This is a genomic window from Desulfobulbus rhabdoformis (assembly GCF_016919065.1).
Classification (GTDB): domain Bacteria; phylum Desulfobacterota; class Desulfobulbia; order Desulfobulbales; family Desulfobulbaceae; genus Desulfobulbus; species Desulfobulbus rhabdoformis.
Window position 1 is genome coordinate 40,280 of sequence record NZ_JAFFQA010000002.1, and the last position, 17,850, is coordinate 58,129.

17 protein-coding genes are annotated in these 17,850 nt (G+C 48.6%); 15 read left to right on the plus strand and 2 right to left on the minus strand.

All coding sequences use genetic code 11. The annotated features are described in order from the left end of the window. Positions 1–172 precede the first annotated feature (172 nt). On the minus strand, positions 173–364 hold the full coding sequence (locus JWJ90_RS01320) for a hypothetical protein (protein WP_205225370.1): 192 nt from the start codon (positions 362–364) through the stop codon (positions 173–175). 180 nt (positions 365–544) lie between these two features. Between JWJ90_RS01320 and JWJ90_RS01325 the strand changes: the two genes are divergently transcribed. The 9 genes from JWJ90_RS01325 to JWJ90_RS01365 all read left to right on the plus strand — a co-directional run bounded on the left by JWJ90_RS01325 (position 545) and on the right by JWJ90_RS01365 (position 11,553). Beyond that, positions 545–751, plus strand: a complete 207-nt coding sequence (locus tag JWJ90_RS01325; protein WP_205225371.1) for a helix-turn-helix domain-containing protein — start codon at positions 545–547, stop codon at positions 749–751. Next, a complete protein-coding gene (gene radC / locus JWJ90_RS01330; protein ID WP_205225372.1) occupies positions 744–1,433 on the plus strand; it encodes a RadC family protein in 690 nt (229 codons plus the stop codon). Before JWJ90_RS01325 ends, radC begins: the two co-directional genes overlap by 8 nt. Before the next feature lie 11 nt (positions 1,434–1,444). Beyond that, the gene (locus tag JWJ90_RS01335) at positions 1,445–3,667 is read left to right on the plus strand and encodes a type I restriction-modification system subunit M (RefSeq protein ID WP_205225373.1); all 2,223 of its coding nucleotides are present in this window, start codon (positions 1,445–1,447) and stop codon (positions 3,665–3,667) included. Continuing rightward, on the plus strand, positions 3,667–5,001 hold the full coding sequence (locus JWJ90_RS01340) for a restriction endonuclease subunit S (protein WP_205225374.1): 1,335 nt from the start codon (positions 3,667–3,669) through the stop codon (positions 4,999–5,001). The genes JWJ90_RS01335 and JWJ90_RS01340 overlap by 1 nt, the downstream gene beginning before the upstream one ends. Beyond that, complete coding sequence (locus JWJ90_RS01345) at positions 5,001–6,044, plus strand: PDDEXK nuclease domain-containing protein (RefSeq protein WP_205225375.1); 1,044 nt, start codon at positions 5,001–5,003, stop codon at positions 6,042–6,044. Before JWJ90_RS01340 ends, JWJ90_RS01345 begins: the two co-directional genes overlap by 1 nt. A 1-nt stretch (position 6,045) precedes the next feature. After that, the gene (locus JWJ90_RS01350) at positions 6,046–7,677 is read left to right on the plus strand and encodes a ParB N-terminal domain-containing protein (RefSeq protein WP_205225376.1); all 1,632 of its coding nucleotides are present in this window, start codon (positions 6,046–6,048) and stop codon (positions 7,675–7,677) included. Next, positions 7,674–9,029: a tetratricopeptide repeat protein gene (locus tag JWJ90_RS01355; protein WP_240194694.1), complete on the plus strand. Its 1,356-nt coding sequence runs from the start codon at positions 7,674–7,676 to the stop codon at positions 9,027–9,029. Before JWJ90_RS01350 ends, JWJ90_RS01355 begins: the two co-directional genes overlap by 4 nt. Positions 9,030–9,031: 2 nt before the next feature. After that, the gene (locus tag JWJ90_RS01360; protein WP_205225377.1) at positions 9,032–10,093 is read left to right on the plus strand and encodes a virulence RhuM family protein; all 1,062 of its coding nucleotides are present in this window, start codon (positions 9,032–9,034) and stop codon (positions 10,091–10,093) included. Positions 10,094–10,971: 878 nt separating this feature from the next. Next, a complete protein-coding gene (locus tag JWJ90_RS01365) occupies positions 10,972–11,553 on the plus strand; it encodes a hypothetical protein (protein ID WP_205225378.1) in 582 nt (193 codons plus the stop codon). Between the two features lie 323 nt (positions 11,554–11,876). Here JWJ90_RS01365 and JWJ90_RS01370 read toward each other — a convergent pair whose 3' ends face one another. Further along, a complete protein-coding gene (locus JWJ90_RS01370; protein ID WP_205225379.1) occupies positions 11,877–12,113 on the minus strand; it encodes a hypothetical protein in 237 nt (78 codons plus the stop codon). Positions 12,114–12,574: 461 nt separating this feature from the next. On the opposite strand from JWJ90_RS01370, the gene JWJ90_RS01375 reads away from it, so the two are divergent. Genes JWJ90_RS01375 through JWJ90_RS01400 form a run of 6 tightly spaced genes read left to right on the plus strand, consistent with a single transcriptional unit; the run spans position 12,575 to position 17,735 of the window. Then, positions 12,575–13,561 carry a Fic family protein gene (locus JWJ90_RS01375; protein ID WP_205225380.1) on the plus strand — a complete coding sequence of 329 codons (987 nt, stop codon included), beginning with the start codon at positions 12,575–12,577 and terminating at the stop codon, positions 13,559–13,561. 20 nt (positions 13,562–13,581) lie between these two features. Continuing rightward, on the plus strand, positions 13,582–14,202 hold the full coding sequence (locus JWJ90_RS01380; RefSeq protein WP_205225381.1) for an acyloxyacyl hydrolase: 621 nt from the start codon (positions 13,582–13,584) through the stop codon (positions 14,200–14,202). Between the two features lie 21 nt (positions 14,203–14,223). After that, positions 14,224–14,679: a DarG family dialkylresorcinol biosynthesis protein gene (locus tag JWJ90_RS01385; protein ID WP_205225382.1), complete on the plus strand. Its 456-nt coding sequence runs from the start codon at positions 14,224–14,226 to the stop codon at positions 14,677–14,679. Then, a complete protein-coding gene (gene darH, locus JWJ90_RS01390) occupies positions 14,672–15,694 on the plus strand; it encodes a BtrH-related acyltransferase DarH (RefSeq protein WP_205225383.1) in 1,023 nt (340 codons plus the stop codon). Before JWJ90_RS01385 ends, darH begins: the two co-directional genes overlap by 8 nt. Next, positions 15,691–16,461 carry an ABC transporter ATP-binding protein gene (locus JWJ90_RS01395; RefSeq protein WP_205225384.1) on the plus strand — a complete coding sequence of 257 codons (771 nt, stop codon included), beginning with the start codon at positions 15,691–15,693 and terminating at the stop codon, positions 16,459–16,461. The genes darH and JWJ90_RS01395 overlap by 4 nt, the downstream gene beginning before the upstream one ends. 2 nt (positions 16,462–16,463) lie before the next feature. After that, positions 16,464–17,735 carry an ABC transporter permease gene (locus JWJ90_RS01400; protein ID WP_205225385.1) on the plus strand — a complete coding sequence of 424 codons (1,272 nt, stop codon included), beginning with the start codon at positions 16,464–16,466 and terminating at the stop codon, positions 17,733–17,735. Positions 17,736–17,850 lie beyond the last annotated feature (115 nt).

Below are 17,850 nucleotides of genomic sequence, written 5' to 3' on the forward strand. Positions count from 1 at the left end.
TTACGGGGCATATCGAGACTGGAGGCTGAGTTGCGGTCGGGAGCTTTTTGCTCCACCATTAACTTTTAAATAAACCGATCCTGTTGCCAAGTCCGGCATGCGGGATCGGTTTTTTTGTTTTTATAAATTAGCGAATTACGTCGAATAACGAGTCCTGCTGAACGTTCCGCAATCACTCCCGGTTCGGGAAATTTCCTTCTACTCCCTTCTCTGCAGCCACTTTCTTCTCCGTTTTCTCAGCTTCTGTTTCCGGCTCAAGTTCTGTAGGGTTAGGGTTGCTTGAAATCTGCTCTTGCTCGTTCATTTCCGCCTGATACTGCCGAAACGCCTCGGCAATTCCGTCAAACAAATCATTAATATCCATGAGTTTCTCCTGTGTTCAGGTTTCTTTGAACCTTACATACCGGAGAGACGGAGAACGTGTCGGATGAGCTCTGAACTTTTTCTTGGCCTTTTGGAAAACGCTCTTGCACAAGCTATAGCAGATGTTATACTCTGTGGTGATTGATAACATGACCCGGAAAAAGACATGAGGTGATAAGGCATGGGAACCAAACCATTTTCAGAGCAGGTAAAGGCGGTGCGAACGGTATTGAATCTCAGCCAGGAAGAGCTGGCCCATGCCCTCGGCGTCAGTTTCGCTACGGTGAACCGCTGGGAAAATGGGAAAACCAACCCGTCAAAACTGGCTCAACGTCAGTTTGAACAATTTTGCGAGGTACATAGAAAAGAGGGGAATCTTCATGACTGAAAGGCCGTCCATTCGTAAATGGCCTGAGGGAGACCGTCCTCGCGAGAAACTGATACAGTTGGGAGCGGAATCCCTTACTGATGCTGAATTGTTAGCCATTCTCCTGCGGGTCGGAAATGAAGGGGCTTCCGCAATTGACATGGGGCGTTTGCTAGTGGATGAACTTGGTGGTCTTCAAGGTGTTGACCGAGCACATGCTGAGGAGATTATGGCCATAAAAGGTTTAGGGATTGCAAAAACAGCACAACTGAAAGCAGCTATCGAAATTGGGAAACGTGTTCGCAGGCTGAATGCTCAACCTATTGCTTTTGATTCAGCAGATGAGATTGCTGCCTATTGTTATCCCAAATTTGAGGGAGCGCGTTACGAACAGTTCATGGCCCTGCTGCTGGATGGACAAAACAATCTATTAGCAGAGCGACTGATTTCTGAAGGAATACCGACTCAGTCTGTTGTTTACACGCGTAAGGTGATGGAAGAAGCCCTTCGATTATCAGCCAGTGCCATCGTGGTTGTTCACAACCACCCATCCGGCATTGCAGAGCCTTCGGAACAGGATGAAGAAACAACCCGAAAGCTCAAGCAGGCAGCAGATGTACTGGAAATTCTTCTGCAGGATCACATCATCATCGGACGTGAGTGCTACTACAGCTTTATGGAACACAGAAACATTTTGACTTAAGGACCGGAGCTATGACAGCGAAGAAATACAGGAAAGCGGACGATGTCCAGATTGATGGAAACAAAATCTATAGCCCGGTACGAAAGAAATGGTTGCCGTTGACTCCTGAAGAACAGGTGCGGCAACAATATCTCACCGTGTTGATTGATGAATACGGTTTTTCATTAGAACAGATCGATGAAGAGGTCAACGTCACAGGGCGTGGTGCTGCACAGGCACGGGCAGACTTTCTTATTTGGCGGACAGCCAAGGATAAGTCTGATCAAAAGGCACCTTTCATTGTCGTTGAGTGTAAATCCGACAACGTCACTATTAAAGCAGCAGATTACGCACAGGGAGAAAACTACGCCCGCATTGCCGATGCCCCTTTTTTTGTGACCCACAACTCACGGGAAACAAAATTCTGGCGGGTAAAAAAAGATAAAATGCCCGGCTACATTGAGGAAATTGAAAACATCCCTCATGCCGATGCCTCGGATAAAGAGATCAAAGAACTTCTATCCAAGCTCCGGGTATTCAAGGAAAAAGAGTTTGCAGATCTGCTGCACCAGTGCCACAACGTTATCCGCAACCGCGAAAAGAAGGACCCGGCAGCCGCCTTTGACGAAATTGCTAAAATCCTCTTTGTAAAAGTCTGGGTTGAGCGGGAGCTGAGTAAGAAACGGCGGCGCAAAAACCTGTTCAGTGTGGAGTTTCTAGAAGAACAGATCGGTGACAATCCGCTGGATGTGTTGTTTGGGCAAACCAAGCAGGCCTATTCAACCGATAAAATCTTTGAGGACGAGGAGCGCATCAACCTGAAGCCGGCCACCGGCATTGAGATTGTTCGCCTGCTGGAAAAATACAATCTCTCCGACACCAGCGAGGATATTAAGGGCGTGGCCTTTGAACGGTTCCTCGGACGAACCTTTCGAGGTGAAATTGGACAGTTTTTCACGCCCCGCTCCATTGTTGAGTTCATGGTGCACATGGTCGATCCAAAGGAGGGGGAAATTGTCTGCGATCCAGCCAGCGGTTCCGGCGGTTTTCTGATCCGTGTCTTTGAAATCGTACGTGAGCAGATTCTTGCCGATGCTGATCGGCAATACAACGATTTCAAGGCCACACTGGTGAAGGATAAAAAGCTCACTGAAGAGAAGCACGCCGTCCAGCTGCGCCAGAAATTTGATGAAATTCAGCAGACCATTGATCAGCGGAAAGTGGATTCTCGAATGTGGAAACTCTCCAACCGCTGCATCTACGGTACTGACGCCAACGACCGTATGGCACGTACCAGCAAAATGAACATGATCATGCATGGTGACGGCCACGGCGGGGTACACCACCACGATGGATTTCTCAATGTCAACGGGATTTTTGAAGGGCGCTTTGACATTATCCTCACCAACCCGCCCTTCGGCGCCAATGTTGAACCCAGTGATAAAATCACCGCAGAGGAAATCACCGTCTCTCCAGCAGCGGCCAAGCGTTATACCGAGGAATACGGTGGGCTTTATACCGATGCTCAGGCACGCGTCCGGGCGGCACTGAATAAACCGATTGCCTCGCTTTTTGAACTGCCCAAATCACCAAAAGCGAAGATAAAAACCGAAATCCTCTTTATCGAGCGGTGTCTCGACCTGCTCAAGCCGGGCGGTCGCATGGGTATTGTTTTGCCGGAAGGCATCTATAACAATCCGTCATTGGCATACGTGCGGCAGTTCACGGAAGACCGCGCCTTCCTGAAGGCTGTTGTCAGCCTGCCGCAGGAAACCTTTGTCAGCTCCGGTGCCAGTGTGAAGTGTTCGCTGCTCTTTCTGCAGAAATTCACAGAAGAAGAAAAGCAAACGTTTGATGAAACCTATGCAACGGCCAAGGCGGAAATTGATGCCGATTATGCCGACGAAATTGCCGTTGAGACCGAGCGACTGGAAGCAGCGATAGCGGGAGCCAAAGCAGAAAAAGATACCGAAGGGCGCAAAAACCTGCAGAAAGAGCTGAAGGATTACCTCAAGCACATGGATGAAAAAATGGCGGCCGAGTCGCGCCAACTGCTCAAGGAACGGTTTGATTATCCCATCTTTATGTATGAAGCCGAAAAGGTCGGCATTACCGCCACCGGCGACGAGGATCAGAACGAGCTCTATCCACAGCCGAGCGCACTTGAAGGTGCCGAAAAGACCTGCCTGGAATGGTATCGCGAGTTTTCAGCTGATCCGAAGGCGTTTACTGAGGAAGCGGGAGGTGAAGAGTAGTGGAAATCCTCGTTCAAAAATGCCCGAGTTTTTTACTTTGGTCTGAAATCGACAAATGGACGTCAACTGCCAGCCTGCTGCGTTTTGGAGACTTACCTGAAGGGTGGCGTCTTCGCTCTGTTTATGAATTTGCAACACAGGTTGAAAACAAAGAGCAGGTTAAAGCAGAACAATCATACAAAATGGCAGGTGTAAGGTGGTATGGAGATGGGGTTTTTCACCGAGAAACAGTTTTGGGAAAAGAGCAAAGTGCTAACCATCTCTCTTTATTAGTAAAAGGCGCCCTGATTTATAATCGGCTTTTTGCCTGGAAAGAGTCATTTGCTGTTGTAACTCCCGAAAGTGAAGGGCTCTATGTCTCAAATGAATTCCCACAGTTTGAAATCGACAAGACTATTACTTCTGCAGAATACATTTACCTGCTCTTCTGTTCAGGAAAAATGATAAAGGCGGTTAATGCAGCGTCCATTGGTTCCTCAGCAGTAAGCCGTAACCGTTTCAAGGAATCTGATTTTCTAAGTTTCAAAGTCCCCATTCCCCCGCTGCCTGTTCAGCAAAAAATCGTGGCCTATTGGGAAAAGGCGCAACAAGCTGTCGTTGAAGCAGGATTGGGTAGAAGCCTTCTCATTGCAGAGCTTAACCAATTTATGATCAAGCAAACGTATAAATATAAGCTACTCCGTGATTCAAAATTATTCAGTGCCAGCTTTTCACAGGCTCCGCAATGGGATGTGAAAGCTGGACGAGCTGCTGTCTTCAAGGAGGCAAACCCTTCGTTTGTTCGTCTCGGGGATTTTACCGAGGAGTGTGCGGTAATGGTGAAGCCCTGGGAGGAAGAAAAAAAGATTTGGCCGATCTATGGAGTGAACAACAAAGGAGGGGTGTTCCTCAGCACAGAACAGGAGACTTCTAAGTTCAACGCCGCTTATAAGCATATTGAAAAGGATTGGTTTTTCCATAACCCAACCCGCGCCAATGTCGGGTCGCTCGGTATTGTTCCTGAGGTTCATGATGACGCTATAACCAGCCCCGAATACCAAGTATGGAGACTTACCGGTGGTTTTAAGCCGGAATTTATGGATCTGCTTATTGGAACCGAATATTTTCTTACACTGGTGAGCTTTAACCGTGTGGGTGGCGTTAAACAGCGAATGTACTATGCAAACCTCGCCGAGATTCGTTTGCCAATGGTTTCTGAGGAGCGACAAGATGAACTCGTCGACCGAAAACTTAAGCTGGAACAACAACGAACGAAAGCTGTTCAGGATTTAACGAAGGTTAAAGAGGATGTTGAAAAGCTGATTCTCGGCACTTTATCCGTGGAGGCGCTTTGATGGAAAAGAAAGCTTCACCTGAAGATATGAAGCCGCGAAGAGGGCTCCTGCACGATCTGAAATTGCTGATTGCTCAAGGTCGCAGTCAGGCTGTCGCGGCAGTCAACAGCGCTTTGACCATCACCTATTGGCACGTGGGAAAACGGATCAACCAAGAGGTGCTGCATGGCGAACGGGCGGAATACGGCAAACAGGTGATCCCTTCTCTGGCAAAGGAACTGGTTGCGCACTATGGCAAGAGCTTTGAGGCTAGAAATCTGCGGCGAATGATGCAGTTTGCTGAGGTATTTCCTGATTTTGAGATTGTGTCACCGCTGGTGTCACAATTGAGCTGGACGCATTTCACCATCCTCATGAGTGTGCAAAGCAATGACGCCCGAACATTTTATGCCAACCATGCGATTGAAGGCCAGTGGAGTAAACGGGAGTTGCAAAACCAGATCGAACGCAAGGCATTTGAACGTGCCGAAATTGCCAATACCAAACTGGCGATGGCAGATGCAGAGCATCTCAGTGGCAACTTCAAAGACCCCTACTTTTTGGATTTTCTTGGATTGAAAGACGGATATTTGGAAAACGATCTGGAAAGTGCACTTCTCAAAGAGTTGGAGCTGTTCATCCTGGAGTTGGGCAAGGGTTTTGCCTTTGTAGAGCGTCAAAAGCGGATGATTATTGACGGAGAGGATTTCTATCTCGACCTGCTGTTTTACCATCGAAAGCTCAAACGGCTGGTGGCCATTGACCTGAAAATTAGCCGTTTCAAAGCGGCCTTTAAGGGGCCGATGGAGCTTTACCTTAACTGGCTTAACAAATACGAGCGACAGAAAAGCGAGGAAACTCCCATTGGTCTGATCCTCTGTGCCGAAGCGGGCGCCGAACAAGTGGAGCTGCTTAACATGCAGAAAGATAACATCATGGTCGCCGAATATTGGACTGAGCTCCCGCCCAAAAAACTGTTGGAAGAGAAGCTGCATACGGCTCTCATCGAAGTTCGAGAACGAATGAATGAACGAAAGCAACTCGGCAGCGGGGAGGAGAACTGATATGTCACGCGGTCGCCAATATATTCAGTTCGAGGGCTATTTTGCCGGGAGTGTGCTGGGCATCTTTCGTATTATTCGCGGCTTTGCCGACCTGCGGGATCTGGCGGCGGTTTCCGTTCCCTATGAAATGACCGATCATGAAACCGACGTGCAGCGGGTGACGGGGCATCAGCGGGAGCTGAATGAAAAGCATGCGTGGGATATCAAGAAATATCTGGAGCAGAGCGATAACCGTTTTCTGCCGGAGGTAGTGTTATCCGCGCGGGTTCCGGTCAATCCGATCGACCCGAACCGAGGTCTGGTACTGGAAACCGAAGAACCTGCCAACTCGGTTATTGGTGTGCAAGATGATGAAAGTACGCCCATCTCAATTCGCAGGCGCTACAGCAGCAAGACTACCCGCATTCAAACCATCAAAATTTCACGGCAGGATCTGGAGCAGGTGAGGAACGACAAGCTGATTCGCCGTATAGATGGGAATCATCGCTTGGCATTGGCCGAACAGCTACAAGATGCACCGACGGTCCCCTCAAAATACCTCGCCCCCTTCTGCCTCATTTTGCTGGGTGCGACTGGCGATGAGGCAGATGATTATGCCGAGTCGCTGATTTTCCATACCATCAACAACACGGCCTTGCCTCTTGAGTCGGAACACGGCCTGCGGCTTCTTCTCGGTCAGGATTCGGCCTATGATATGACTCCGGAGAATGAATTCAATTACAGTCCGGAATTGTACCTGACCCGACTACTCTCCGTTAAACTGCAGGGATTGCCAAAACCAGCTCAGGAACGCTTTGGCACAAGACCTCTGACCGCTCTGTGGGAAGCTGCTCGTAATCTGATTCAAATGGACGCAGCTATTGTAGAATCTCAAGCATCTCTGGAAACATTTGCAGATGACCTGTTTGCCGGTTTGGCCGATATCATGGTACGACTGACCGTGAATCATCCTTCGCTTTGTAAAACGTATTCCTTCCTGGAATTAGCTGCTCGTATCTGGCGTGAAACGGAAGGGGACCATAACGACCGTGTGAACAGTTCTGTAAAAACGCTGGATCGTATGGGACGCTGGCTGGGGGAGGAAGGCATTACTGGTTTACTAAATCCATCTTCTCCAGCGGAGCAGTTAATAACCACGTTCAGAGCTGCTCAGAACCGCATTCCGAAAAAAGTGTTTCTCGCACGGTGGTATCCACCCGCTGATGCTTTAAATGATGCACACAACAAAGCCAACCTTCGTTTAGCGCAGTTGAGGCAAACATTGGAAAGCTTTGAACGTGATTACGGTATTGCATTAGAGTTGGTTGATATGGGGACGGAAGAAGGCGGCACCTTTCCGATTCATGAGAAAATGTATGAAGCCATTGCCGCCTCAGAAATTATTATCTGCGACCTGACCGGGCACCGTCCCAATGTGTATGTGGAAGCAGGCTACGCACTCAAGCATCATGAACAAAACCGGCTTATTTATCTGTTTGAACCTCAGGATTCAGGTGACAGGGTTCCATTTGATCTCAACACTTTCAAGTATGTACAGATATCCCAGGCGGCTGAAATACAGGGGAAATTGACCCAGGAAATCAAAGCGATACTGGAGGATGCAGGCGCTGTATTGGAGAGAGAAACCTCATGACATTGGGCAGTGACCGCAAACAAAAACTGATTGATCTGGGGCCAGAAACTCTTGCAGATGCCTTGCTTGATCTTGCCGTTCATTCTGATGAGGCGGATGACCTGATTGAGCAATTGATTGCCACGCCAAAGGAAAATGTTCAGCGATTTAAGAAGAAGCTGTCTGGTCTGAAGCGACGAAAGCGTTTTATTAGTTGGCGCGAATCAGCAAGTTTTTCCCGTGAGTTGGAAATATTGCTACAGAATTTAAAATCTGGCGTGGATGATCCGCTCACCGGCGTTGAACTCGTTGCTGCATTTTATGAGGCCGACAATACCATTTTCGAGATGTGCGATGACTCCAGCGGCAATATTGGCGATGTGTTCCGTTATGATGCCAAAGAGCTGTTTGTGGACTATGCCAAACGCTGTCCCGCTAAAGAAAAGATTGCGGACATCATTCTCAAGGTGAATCAAAAGGACAACTACGGTATTCGGGATACTTTGATTGACTGTGCCGGAGAGTGCCTGCCTGAGGATGTTATCAGCACTATGATTGCAACCCTTCAGAAGTGGGCAGGCAAAGAAAAAGATGAATATGGCAAACGTCATCACCTGATGCTGATCGAATCGCTGGCCAGACAGATAAAGGATGCAAAGCTGTTTGAAAAGACGCGCATCGCTTCATGGGGAAAGCTGTCCACTGCGGCGCTGATTGATATAGCCCGGGTGTATCTGGAAAGCGGTGATGTTGATACGGCCCATTCCTGGCTCAAGAAAATTCCCGAAAGCGAAACCTATCAGGCATACGAGCGGGATAAGCTGTTAGAGGAAATCTATCAAAAGCAAGGAGACTCCGAAAAACTGAAGGAACTCCTGTTCCAGAAATTCAGATCCTATCATTCCATTGACACATTGCAGGCGCTTCTGGATGTCATGGTTCATGGCAAGCGGGATGAAGTTATTACCGCTGAAGTGGGGCTGATTTTGGTAAGTGCCACGCTCCGGGAGTCTGATGCTGAGTTTCTGATTTCAATTGGAAAGATCGATGAAGCCGAGGAATACCTGCTGGGGCTTGCCGAACAGTTCAATGGAGATCATTACGGCAGCCTGCTTTCTCTGGCTGAAACAATGGAAACGGAAAACCGGCATCTCGCTGCCAGCCTGCTGTACCGCAGTCTGCTTATCTCCATTCTCGAACGTGGGTACACCAAGGCGTATCCCCATGGCATTCGATATCTGAAAAAGTTGGATAAGCTGGCGGTAAGTATCACCGTCTGGAAAGAATTTGAAAACCACGGAGCTTTTAAAGAACTGATTTATCAGAACCATGGTCGTAAGCATAGCTTCTGGTCAAAATATGAGGATCGCTAATCATGAAAAAAGATAAAACCAAGCAGCTTCAAAAGGCCGGGAAAAAAGAGACATCCATCGTTCGATCTTCAGCCGCTGAATATCTGACCTTTGTTGCCGCAACTGGTAAAGGCGGTGTTGAGGCAGTCTATGCCGATGAAAACATCTGGCTGTCCCAAAAGATGATGGGCGTGCTCTACGACGTAAACGTGCGCACGGTGAATGAACACCTGAAAAAAATCTTTGCCGACAGCGAGTTGCAGGAAGATTCAGTTATCCGGAAATTCCGGATAACTGCCACTGATGGCAAGAACTACAACACCTTGCACTATAATCTCTCGGCCATCATCGCCGTTGGTTACAAGGTCAACTCCGAACGTGCCGTTCAATTCCGAAAGTGGGCGACCACCATCATCAAGGAATACACCATCAAGGCCTATGTGATGGATGATGAGCGCATCAAAAGCGGTGGTTCCATCCTGACGGATCAATATTTTGAAGAGCAGCTGGAGCGCATCCGGGAAATTCGCCTTTCCGAGCGCAAGTTTTACCAGAAGATCACCGATATTTACGCGACTTCCATTGATTATGATGTAACTGCTCAGGCCACCAAGCGATTCTTTGCCACGGTGCAGAATAAACTGCATTGGGCCATTCACGGTCAGACGGCTGCCGAAGTAATTGTTGACCGAGCAGATCATCAGAAACAACACATGGGCCTGACCACATGGAAAGATGCTCCAAAAGGTAAAATCCAGAAGTTTGATGTAAGTGTGGCCAAGAATTACCTGACCGAAAACGAAATGGCACAACTGACCCGACTGGTGAACGCCTACCTGGATGTGGCTGAGGACATGGCCCTGCGCAAGATGCCGATGACCATGCAGGATTGGGAAACACGCTTGAATAAATTCATTGAAGCTACCGACCGCGAAATCCTTCAGGACGCTGGAAAAGTTACCGCAGAAATTGCCAAGACCCATGCCGAAAGCGAATTTGAAAAATATCGCATTGTTCAGGATCGGCTCTTTGAGAGTGACTTTGACCTATTGCTCAAACAGATTGAACACAAGAAGGAAGAATAATCTATCCTGCATAGCAACACGGAGCTGTGACAAAGCTATGACAACTGCTATGACAGCAACTTGCGACAAAAATTGTGACATGGCCGCTTTCAGACTCGGGTTTCCAGGTCATTACATTTGGCCTCCGAATGGGAATCGAACCCATGTCCGTTCTCTGTTTCGGGAAAATGTAGAGAATTAAGTTTCTCTCGGTGTCTGGTAGTCTGAAAGGAATTGATGTGTGTTAAAATTTTGAATAAACAGGGTTTACGGATGTATTTTAATTTGGAGAACGAATTGGGGTAAGGCTCCGCCGCCTCCACCATTTTATTGATATCATTGGATTTGTTCCAGTGAAGCCACATTAAAGCCTATCTTTATCCATCCGCGTTATCCGTTAACGTTGAGATTGGACATAAAGATGGGCTTTTCTTTTCTACCTATCTGTGCCTCCCCCCCCCAAAAAAAACAAACACTGACAGGAATGCTTTCTGGCTGCTGCTTGTTGCTGAAACCTTTTTTCTGAGACTTTATCGCTATATGTCTACGGTGTGTGTCTGCTTTTCCGAGTTGCGATATTTTCTATTCATTTGATCCGCAGGTAAGATGCCCCCCAAGAGTATTCAATAAAGAAGAAGGGGAGTTCGGAATCCATCTCAGCGTTATAGTTGGATAAAATATATCTTCCTTTAGGGATTATTGATTAAATTTTTCGCGGGTTTGCTGTCTTGGGGGCGAACTTGCTAAAGATAAACCAGTAATTTTTATTTGACAACTCTATTTATATGGCATTCTTTTTATAGAAAATTTCGGCGATGAAAGAGTTAGATGCTTTTTTGAGAAGTCAATTTTTTGTATGAAAACATACACTGTGTAAAATAGATAAAAGGATGAGAGGAATGGATTCGTACTATAGCGTAGTTTTTACCGGTAAATTAAGAAATGAATATTCAATATCCGAAGTGAGAGAAAACTTATCGAGTATGCTTAAGTTTTCCCCTGAGAAAATTGACAAAATATTATCCAGAAATACAAGTATAGTATTCAAGAAAAATTTAAATTATGAGGTTGCTCAAGAGTATGAAAAAGTACTTGCAGATGCCGGATTAGAAATAATTCTGAAAAAAGATAACAATGAAAATTCTAACCCTGTATCAGGGGAAAATAAATCCTCTGAACTGAAACGAGTTGAAAGTATAAACAATAATATTCAAGTAAAAAAAGAAATTTCCAGTGAGACTGATATTATCTATTTTAAATCTTGGATAATTAATTTTTTTCTTGCAATTGTTGTTGCTTTTGTTGCTAGCTTTGTAGTTGGGTTTGTTTTAGGAATCGTTCTTGCCCTGTTTGGAGTGGATAGAGGGAATTCTCAGATGGTGATGAAAATAATAGGTGGAGCCATTGGAGTTTATTCGTCGTTTTATTTCTATAAATGGTCTATTAAAAAATACATCCTGCCTCAAACGCTAACAATGTGATGCAAGACGTCTGGAACAGTTTTGCTTAAAGATATTATTACGCAACTTTAGGTAATGTCACGTGAAAGCCTGTCTTTATCCGCTCGCGTAATCCGTTAACGCCGAGATTGGAAATAAAGATGGGCTTTTCTGTTCCTACCTCTAGCACCTCCCTCCGGTCATGTCTTTCGGGTGCATGCCAAGAGATCTTGGAACTTCAGTGGCGGGCTGTGTGGGCAAGAGGGGTCCGAAAGACCCCTATATCCAGTTTCAATTAAATGTTGCCTTGATACAACAGGTGAAGACCCGGTCGCGGGTATTTTTTGAGAGGATTTTGGTGGGATTTAGATGTACTGCCAGACTTTGCCGATAGTTGTTTCCATAACGGCGACAGCGCAGAGATCGCTGTAGGCGATTTCGACCACTTGAGCACGGAGTCTTCCGTCGCTCTGCTCTTTATTGAATGCTTCCATTACTGCAATGGCTTCACTGGGTGTGTGCTCCTTTGGAGAGCTGCCGTCATGCGTCCGGGGGTGGTAGCCTATGTAAATGGTTTTGAGCTTTTCCTGTTCTTTGTTCATTGCCTGTCCTCCTTAGCTTTCGTTCATATAGGTGTCTTTGATCCCCTCTGGTTAAATGCAGAAGGCATCAAGGGATTGTTGCGGGCGTGGTTGCGCATGACCATAAACTCGGCAATGTCGGTTTCGCAGGTCACGCGCTGGTTTGTTGCCTATTGTTTTCCTGAATGTATGGCTATTCACCTGTTTATTGGCGAGTCGTCAACAGGCTTTTTTTATGTAAAAAAGGAGCGTGAGAGCTAACTGTCCATTTTTATGTGAAAATGTTCGCTGCATTCCCTCGTTGACTTTTCTTTATAGTCAAGTGACTGGGCGAAGAAAAGAGTAGGGATTTATGGGCAGTCGAAGTACATTTTGATTTTGTTGCAAAAAGAACCAAAGATCCACCCGGACATCCGTTTGGCGACGCTCTCTTAAATTTGAAATGATGTTATTGCAGTATTGAAACCTGCCGGTTGTGGCGTATGAATTATCAGCCTCCTTATACCATTACCTCGAAGATTGTCCATCTTGTTGCTGAGATTGGAGAAATCATTGGCCACTACACCAGTGGTTCTGACCGGGATTTGACGCCACGACTACGACGTAAAAATCGTATTCGGACCATTCAGGCTTCGCTTGCCATTGAAAACAATACGCTGAGCCTGGAGCAGGTCACCGCCGTCCTTGAGGGGAAGCGGGTGTTGGGACTTCCCCGAGAAATCCAAGAGGTGCGGAACGCTTTTGCAGCCTACGATGCTTTGACAGGCTGGAATCCTGTTACCGAAAAGGACCTGTTGGCTGCACATGCCTTGCTAATGCAAACTCTGATCAATGAACCGGGACAGTATCGATCAGGTGGCGTTGGTATTTTTCGAGGAGAACAACTGGTACATATGGCTCCTTCCGCCGATCGTGTGCCCATGTTGATCGCAGATTTGCTCAAATGGTTGGAGAGGACGGATGAGCACCCGTTAATAGCCTGTTGCATCTTTCATTACGAATTTGAGTTTATCCACCCCTTTGCCGATGGTAACGGTCGAATGGGACGGCTGTGGCAAACTCTGGTGCTCTTCCAGTGGAAACCGCTTCTGGCATATCTGCCAGTGGAAACAGTGATTAGGGATCGCCAAGAAGAGTATTATAAGGTGCTGGCGTTGGCTGACCAGAAAGGAGAGGCCACCATTTTTATCGAATTCATGTTGAGAGCATTGCGTGACACTCTCCTTGATACTATGGAAACAGACCAAGTAAAGATGCTGGTCAAATTATTTGGGGAAGGGGAGCTGAGCAGCGGAGAGCTGATGCATAAGTTGGGATTGTCGCACCGGCCGACTTTTCGCAAAAATTACCTGAGTCCAGCACTGGAGGGGGCATGGGTTGAATGCACCCAACCCGATTCTCCACGGAGCCCAACGCAGCGCTATCGTTTGACTCGTAAGGGAAAACGATGGTTGAACAGGCAGAAGTAAACCTGAATACGAGAAGAAAAATGATCCAGATATTTCACAATACCGTGTATAAGCCTACCTGGTTGTCTTTGATGGTGTACTGTGCCATCGGCATTGGTGGGGGGCTTGGGGGCCCGTTCTTTGCCCCAGCCGCCTTTGCTTGGGACAGTTCTCAGGATATGTGGTCGTTGCACGGCGGCTATGGGCAAAGTATTCCGGGGTGGGGCGCGACAGAGCAACGCGTGCAGACCATCGATGTTGTAGGGCGCTATAGTCATCTGACCATCGATGATGTGGGGTCAGGTTGGCTCAAGGGAAATTACTCCACGCTGGTCGAGTTACCTCTTCATTTTGTCACGGATCCTGATACTTCGATGTTGGTGGGGATAAATTTTCTTGCCTGCTATACCTTCACCGCCAACAATGTCTGGCAGCCCTACATTTTCGGAGGTGGTGGACCGGTATACAGCTTTGCCGATATTCCCGGCATGGGCGCTCGCTGGAACGGTAACTATCAATTTGCCCTGGGAGTGCAGCATCGTTTGGATTCAGGGAGGTTTCTTTTGTTTGAAATGCGTTACCACCATATCTCCAATGGCGGGACGGAAGAACCCAACGATCCGTTGAATTCGCTTAAATTTCTTGTTGGTTTTTCCTTTTAAGGCCAGGATTTTTTTTCTACCATGGATGCCGAAACAAAAACGGAAACTGAAACAGATCCCCAGAAGCAGGCCCGGTCGATCACCGATGGCCTGCATACGCTCAATTATCGCCCTAACGGTTCCGGTCAGATAGCCACAGAGACACTCGATAGCTGGCAGCCGGTCAATGAAGTCAATCAGCAGGCCTGGGAGGAGATAGAGCGGCATATAGCACGGGCCACACGTAAAATTTCCTCGGGCCGGGCCAGCTGCCTCTATTATTACATGGTGGCCAACCAGATGAATCCTCCCCTGTTGGCCAGTTATACCAGGCTGCCCCTCTGGAAGGTCTATCTTCATCTGCTGCCGTTTTTTTTCAAGCGGCTTTCAACCAGACAGCTTGAGCCTTATGCTACGTTGTTTCAGATCTCTGCAGATGATTTACTCGCCTGCCGTCTTTTGCCAGCTGTTTACCACATGACTTCTCGACATGACTGAACATATCCATATCGACTTTCCACATAAGCAGGCAGCCCATTGCGAAAGTGGAGTCGCAGCCAATTTACTCAGCAACCAGGGGATTGCCCTTTCCGAGGCCACAGCCTTTGGTATTGGCGGAGGGCTTTTTTTCGCCTACCTGCCTTTTATCCGTCTTAACCATTTGCCGATGGTCACCTATCGGGGAGCTGCAGGTTCTCTGCTTAAACATATTTCGAAAATTCCTGGTTTTACACTTGCCTGTCAAACCTTTTCCAAGCCCGAACAAGCGATGGAGGCCCTTGATAAGAAACTGGCGGACTCCATTCCTGTGGGACTGCAAACCGGTGTTTTCTGGCTGCCCTACTTCCCCAAAGCGCTGCGATTTCATTTCAACGCGCATAATCTGGTGGTGTATGGCAAGCAGGGGAATGACTATCTGATCAGCGATCCGGTCTTCCCGGGACCGGTGAAGTGTCCGGCCGAGGATCTGGCCAAGGCCCGCTTTGCTGCAGGAGCGCTGGCACCGAAGGGCAAAATGTATCATTTCTCCCAGGTGGACGAGGGCTACGATCAGCGTCGTGCCATCATTAAGGGGATCGATATGGTCAGTAAAATGATGACCGGCAGCCCCTTCCCTTTGATTGGAGTAAAAGGGATGCGTTTTCTTGCCGGACGTCTTTGCGCCTGGCCCCGGCGTCTGGGGGCTGAAAAAGCGGATCTGCACCTCGGCAATGTGGTTCGTATGCAGGAGGAGATCGGTACTGGCGGAGGCGGTTTCCGTTTCATGTATGCCGCTTTTTTGCAGGAAAGCGGGAGTCAGCTTCAGGACGCCCAGCTCAGTACATGCGCAACGAGGCTCATTGAAGCCGGAGACCAGTGGCGCGTCTTTGCCGCCATGGCCGCCCGTATATGTAAGAAACGTGAGAAGTCTGGCGATAGTTATGCATGTGCTGCTGAGCACATCCGTCACTGTGCTGATATAGAAGAGCAGGTCTTTATATCTTTGCGGGAATGGGTGCGTCAGGTTTCATGAAGTTGCCGCAGGAATATAATGAAAATGCAGCCATTACGGCCGAGGTTCTGTGCAGGCAGTACAAAGGACAGCCCGAGCCAGCCCTGGATCACTTCAGTCTTTCCATAGCAAAGGGCGAGTTTTATGGCTTGCTCGGCCCCAACGGTGCCGGAAAAACCACGATCATGTCCATTCTTGCCGGATTACAGGTTCCTGATTCTGGCAATGTTCGTATCCACGGTATGGGCTATGGCCGACATGGTCAGGTGATCAAAGCCAGGATCGGGCTGGTGCCGCAGGATCTGGCGTTGTATCAACGCCTGACCGGCATGGAAAATATGTGGTACTTTGCGCGCTTGCTTGGCCTGAGTGGGCAGGAGGCTCAAGTCAGAATTGCAGAGAGCCTTGAATTCTGTCAACTCCAGGATCGAGCCAGGCAGCCAGTCCTGACCTATTCCGGCGGTATGAAGCGGCGCCTTAATTTAGCCATTGGCCTGCTGAACGATCCCTGGGTGTTGTTTCTTGATGAGCCCACTGTCGGGGTCGATACCCAATCCCGCCATCTCATCCACCAGCAGTTGCGCCAACTCCATCAAAGGGGAACAACCATCCTCTATACAACCCATTATATGGAAGAGGCCCAGGAGCTTTGCTCGCGGATAGCTATTCTTGATCACGGCAAGATTCTTGAAGAAGGCGCACCCAAAGGGCTCCTCAGTGGATCGGATCACCGGAACCTTGAAGAACTCTTTATCTGCCTGACCGGGCAGCAGCTTCGGGATGATTGACCATGCAGACGATTTTGACGACTGCTCTGAAGGAATTGCTGCTCCTGGCACGCGACTACGCAGGGTTACTGGTGCTGTTTCTCATGCCGGTCACCCTTGTGGTGATCATCACCCTTGTGCAGGAGAATATTCTGCAGCTTTCCGGACAGCGGCCAACCGAGATCTGTGTGCAGGACGAGGATCAGGGACCCTTTGCCCAGACGATGGAATCCTATCTTGAGACGGCCCAACTGCAGGTCCGCAGATGGGAGACGTCCACCGAAGAACTCCGGCAGGCGGTGACCGGAGGTACCTGTCAGGCCGGTCTTATTCTTGGGCAGGATACATCAAAGCAGCTCCAGCACCAAATCGGGCAGCAGCTGGTCGGCGAATCTGATGTCGACAGCTCCATATCCGCCCTTTCCCTTGATCTGTTCTTTGATCCGGCGACCATGGTCGGGTTTCGAGCTGGTATTTTTGCCCGAGTGCAGATAGCGGCGCAGGCGGCCGAGTTAGAGATCAAAGGCGCTCGCCTGGGGGAGCTGTTAACCGAGCAGGCACAAGGTTCGGCGGGCGTGCAGGCCGCAACACCAGCTGGCCCGAACCTGCGGGAGATGTTTACCTCGACGTTGACCTCCATTACGGAACGCTCGAGCCATTCGAGTCAATCAACCATGGCTGAGGTGCTCAATCCGGTCGATCGGAATGTTCCCGCCTGGGCGCTGTTTGGCATGTTTTTCACCGCCATACCCATTGCCGGAACAATCCTGACAGAGCGGCAAACCGGGATAGCTCTACGCCTCACTGCCATGCCGGTTTCACCGCTTGGTTTGCTGGCCGGAAAGATGCTTGCGTATCTGGGCGTCTGCACGGTGCAGTTTCTTCTCATTGCCCTTGTCGGTATGTATCTCTTCCCCCAGTTGGGGCTGCAGGCATTTAGCCTGCCTGCCAACCCATGGAATCTTCTCCTGCCTATCTGCACGAGCAGCCTGGCTGCCTGCGGTTTTGGCGTCTGGCTCGGTTCGATTTGTCGTTCGTATGAGCAGGCCTCCACTCTGGGGGCCACGGCCGTCGTTGCTGCCGCGGCCATGGGAGGTATCATGGTCCCGGTGTATGCCATGCCACCCCTGATGCAGCAACTCAGTATACTCTCCCCTCTCAACTGGGCCATTACCTGTTTTTCCGATGTATTAATTCGAGGAAATCCTTTGGCAGCGACGTTGAACGACCAGGGGCGGCTTTTGGCCTTTTCCCTGATCATGCTGATTCTCTCCTGGAAAAGAGCGTACAGATGAGGTAAGAAGCCTGTGGTAAAATTGTTTATATCGACTTGACTATACTGATAAAATTGTAATTGACGAAAGCTTAATGGGGTAGGGTAAGCGCGAACAAAGCGTCGATACCCCTTCT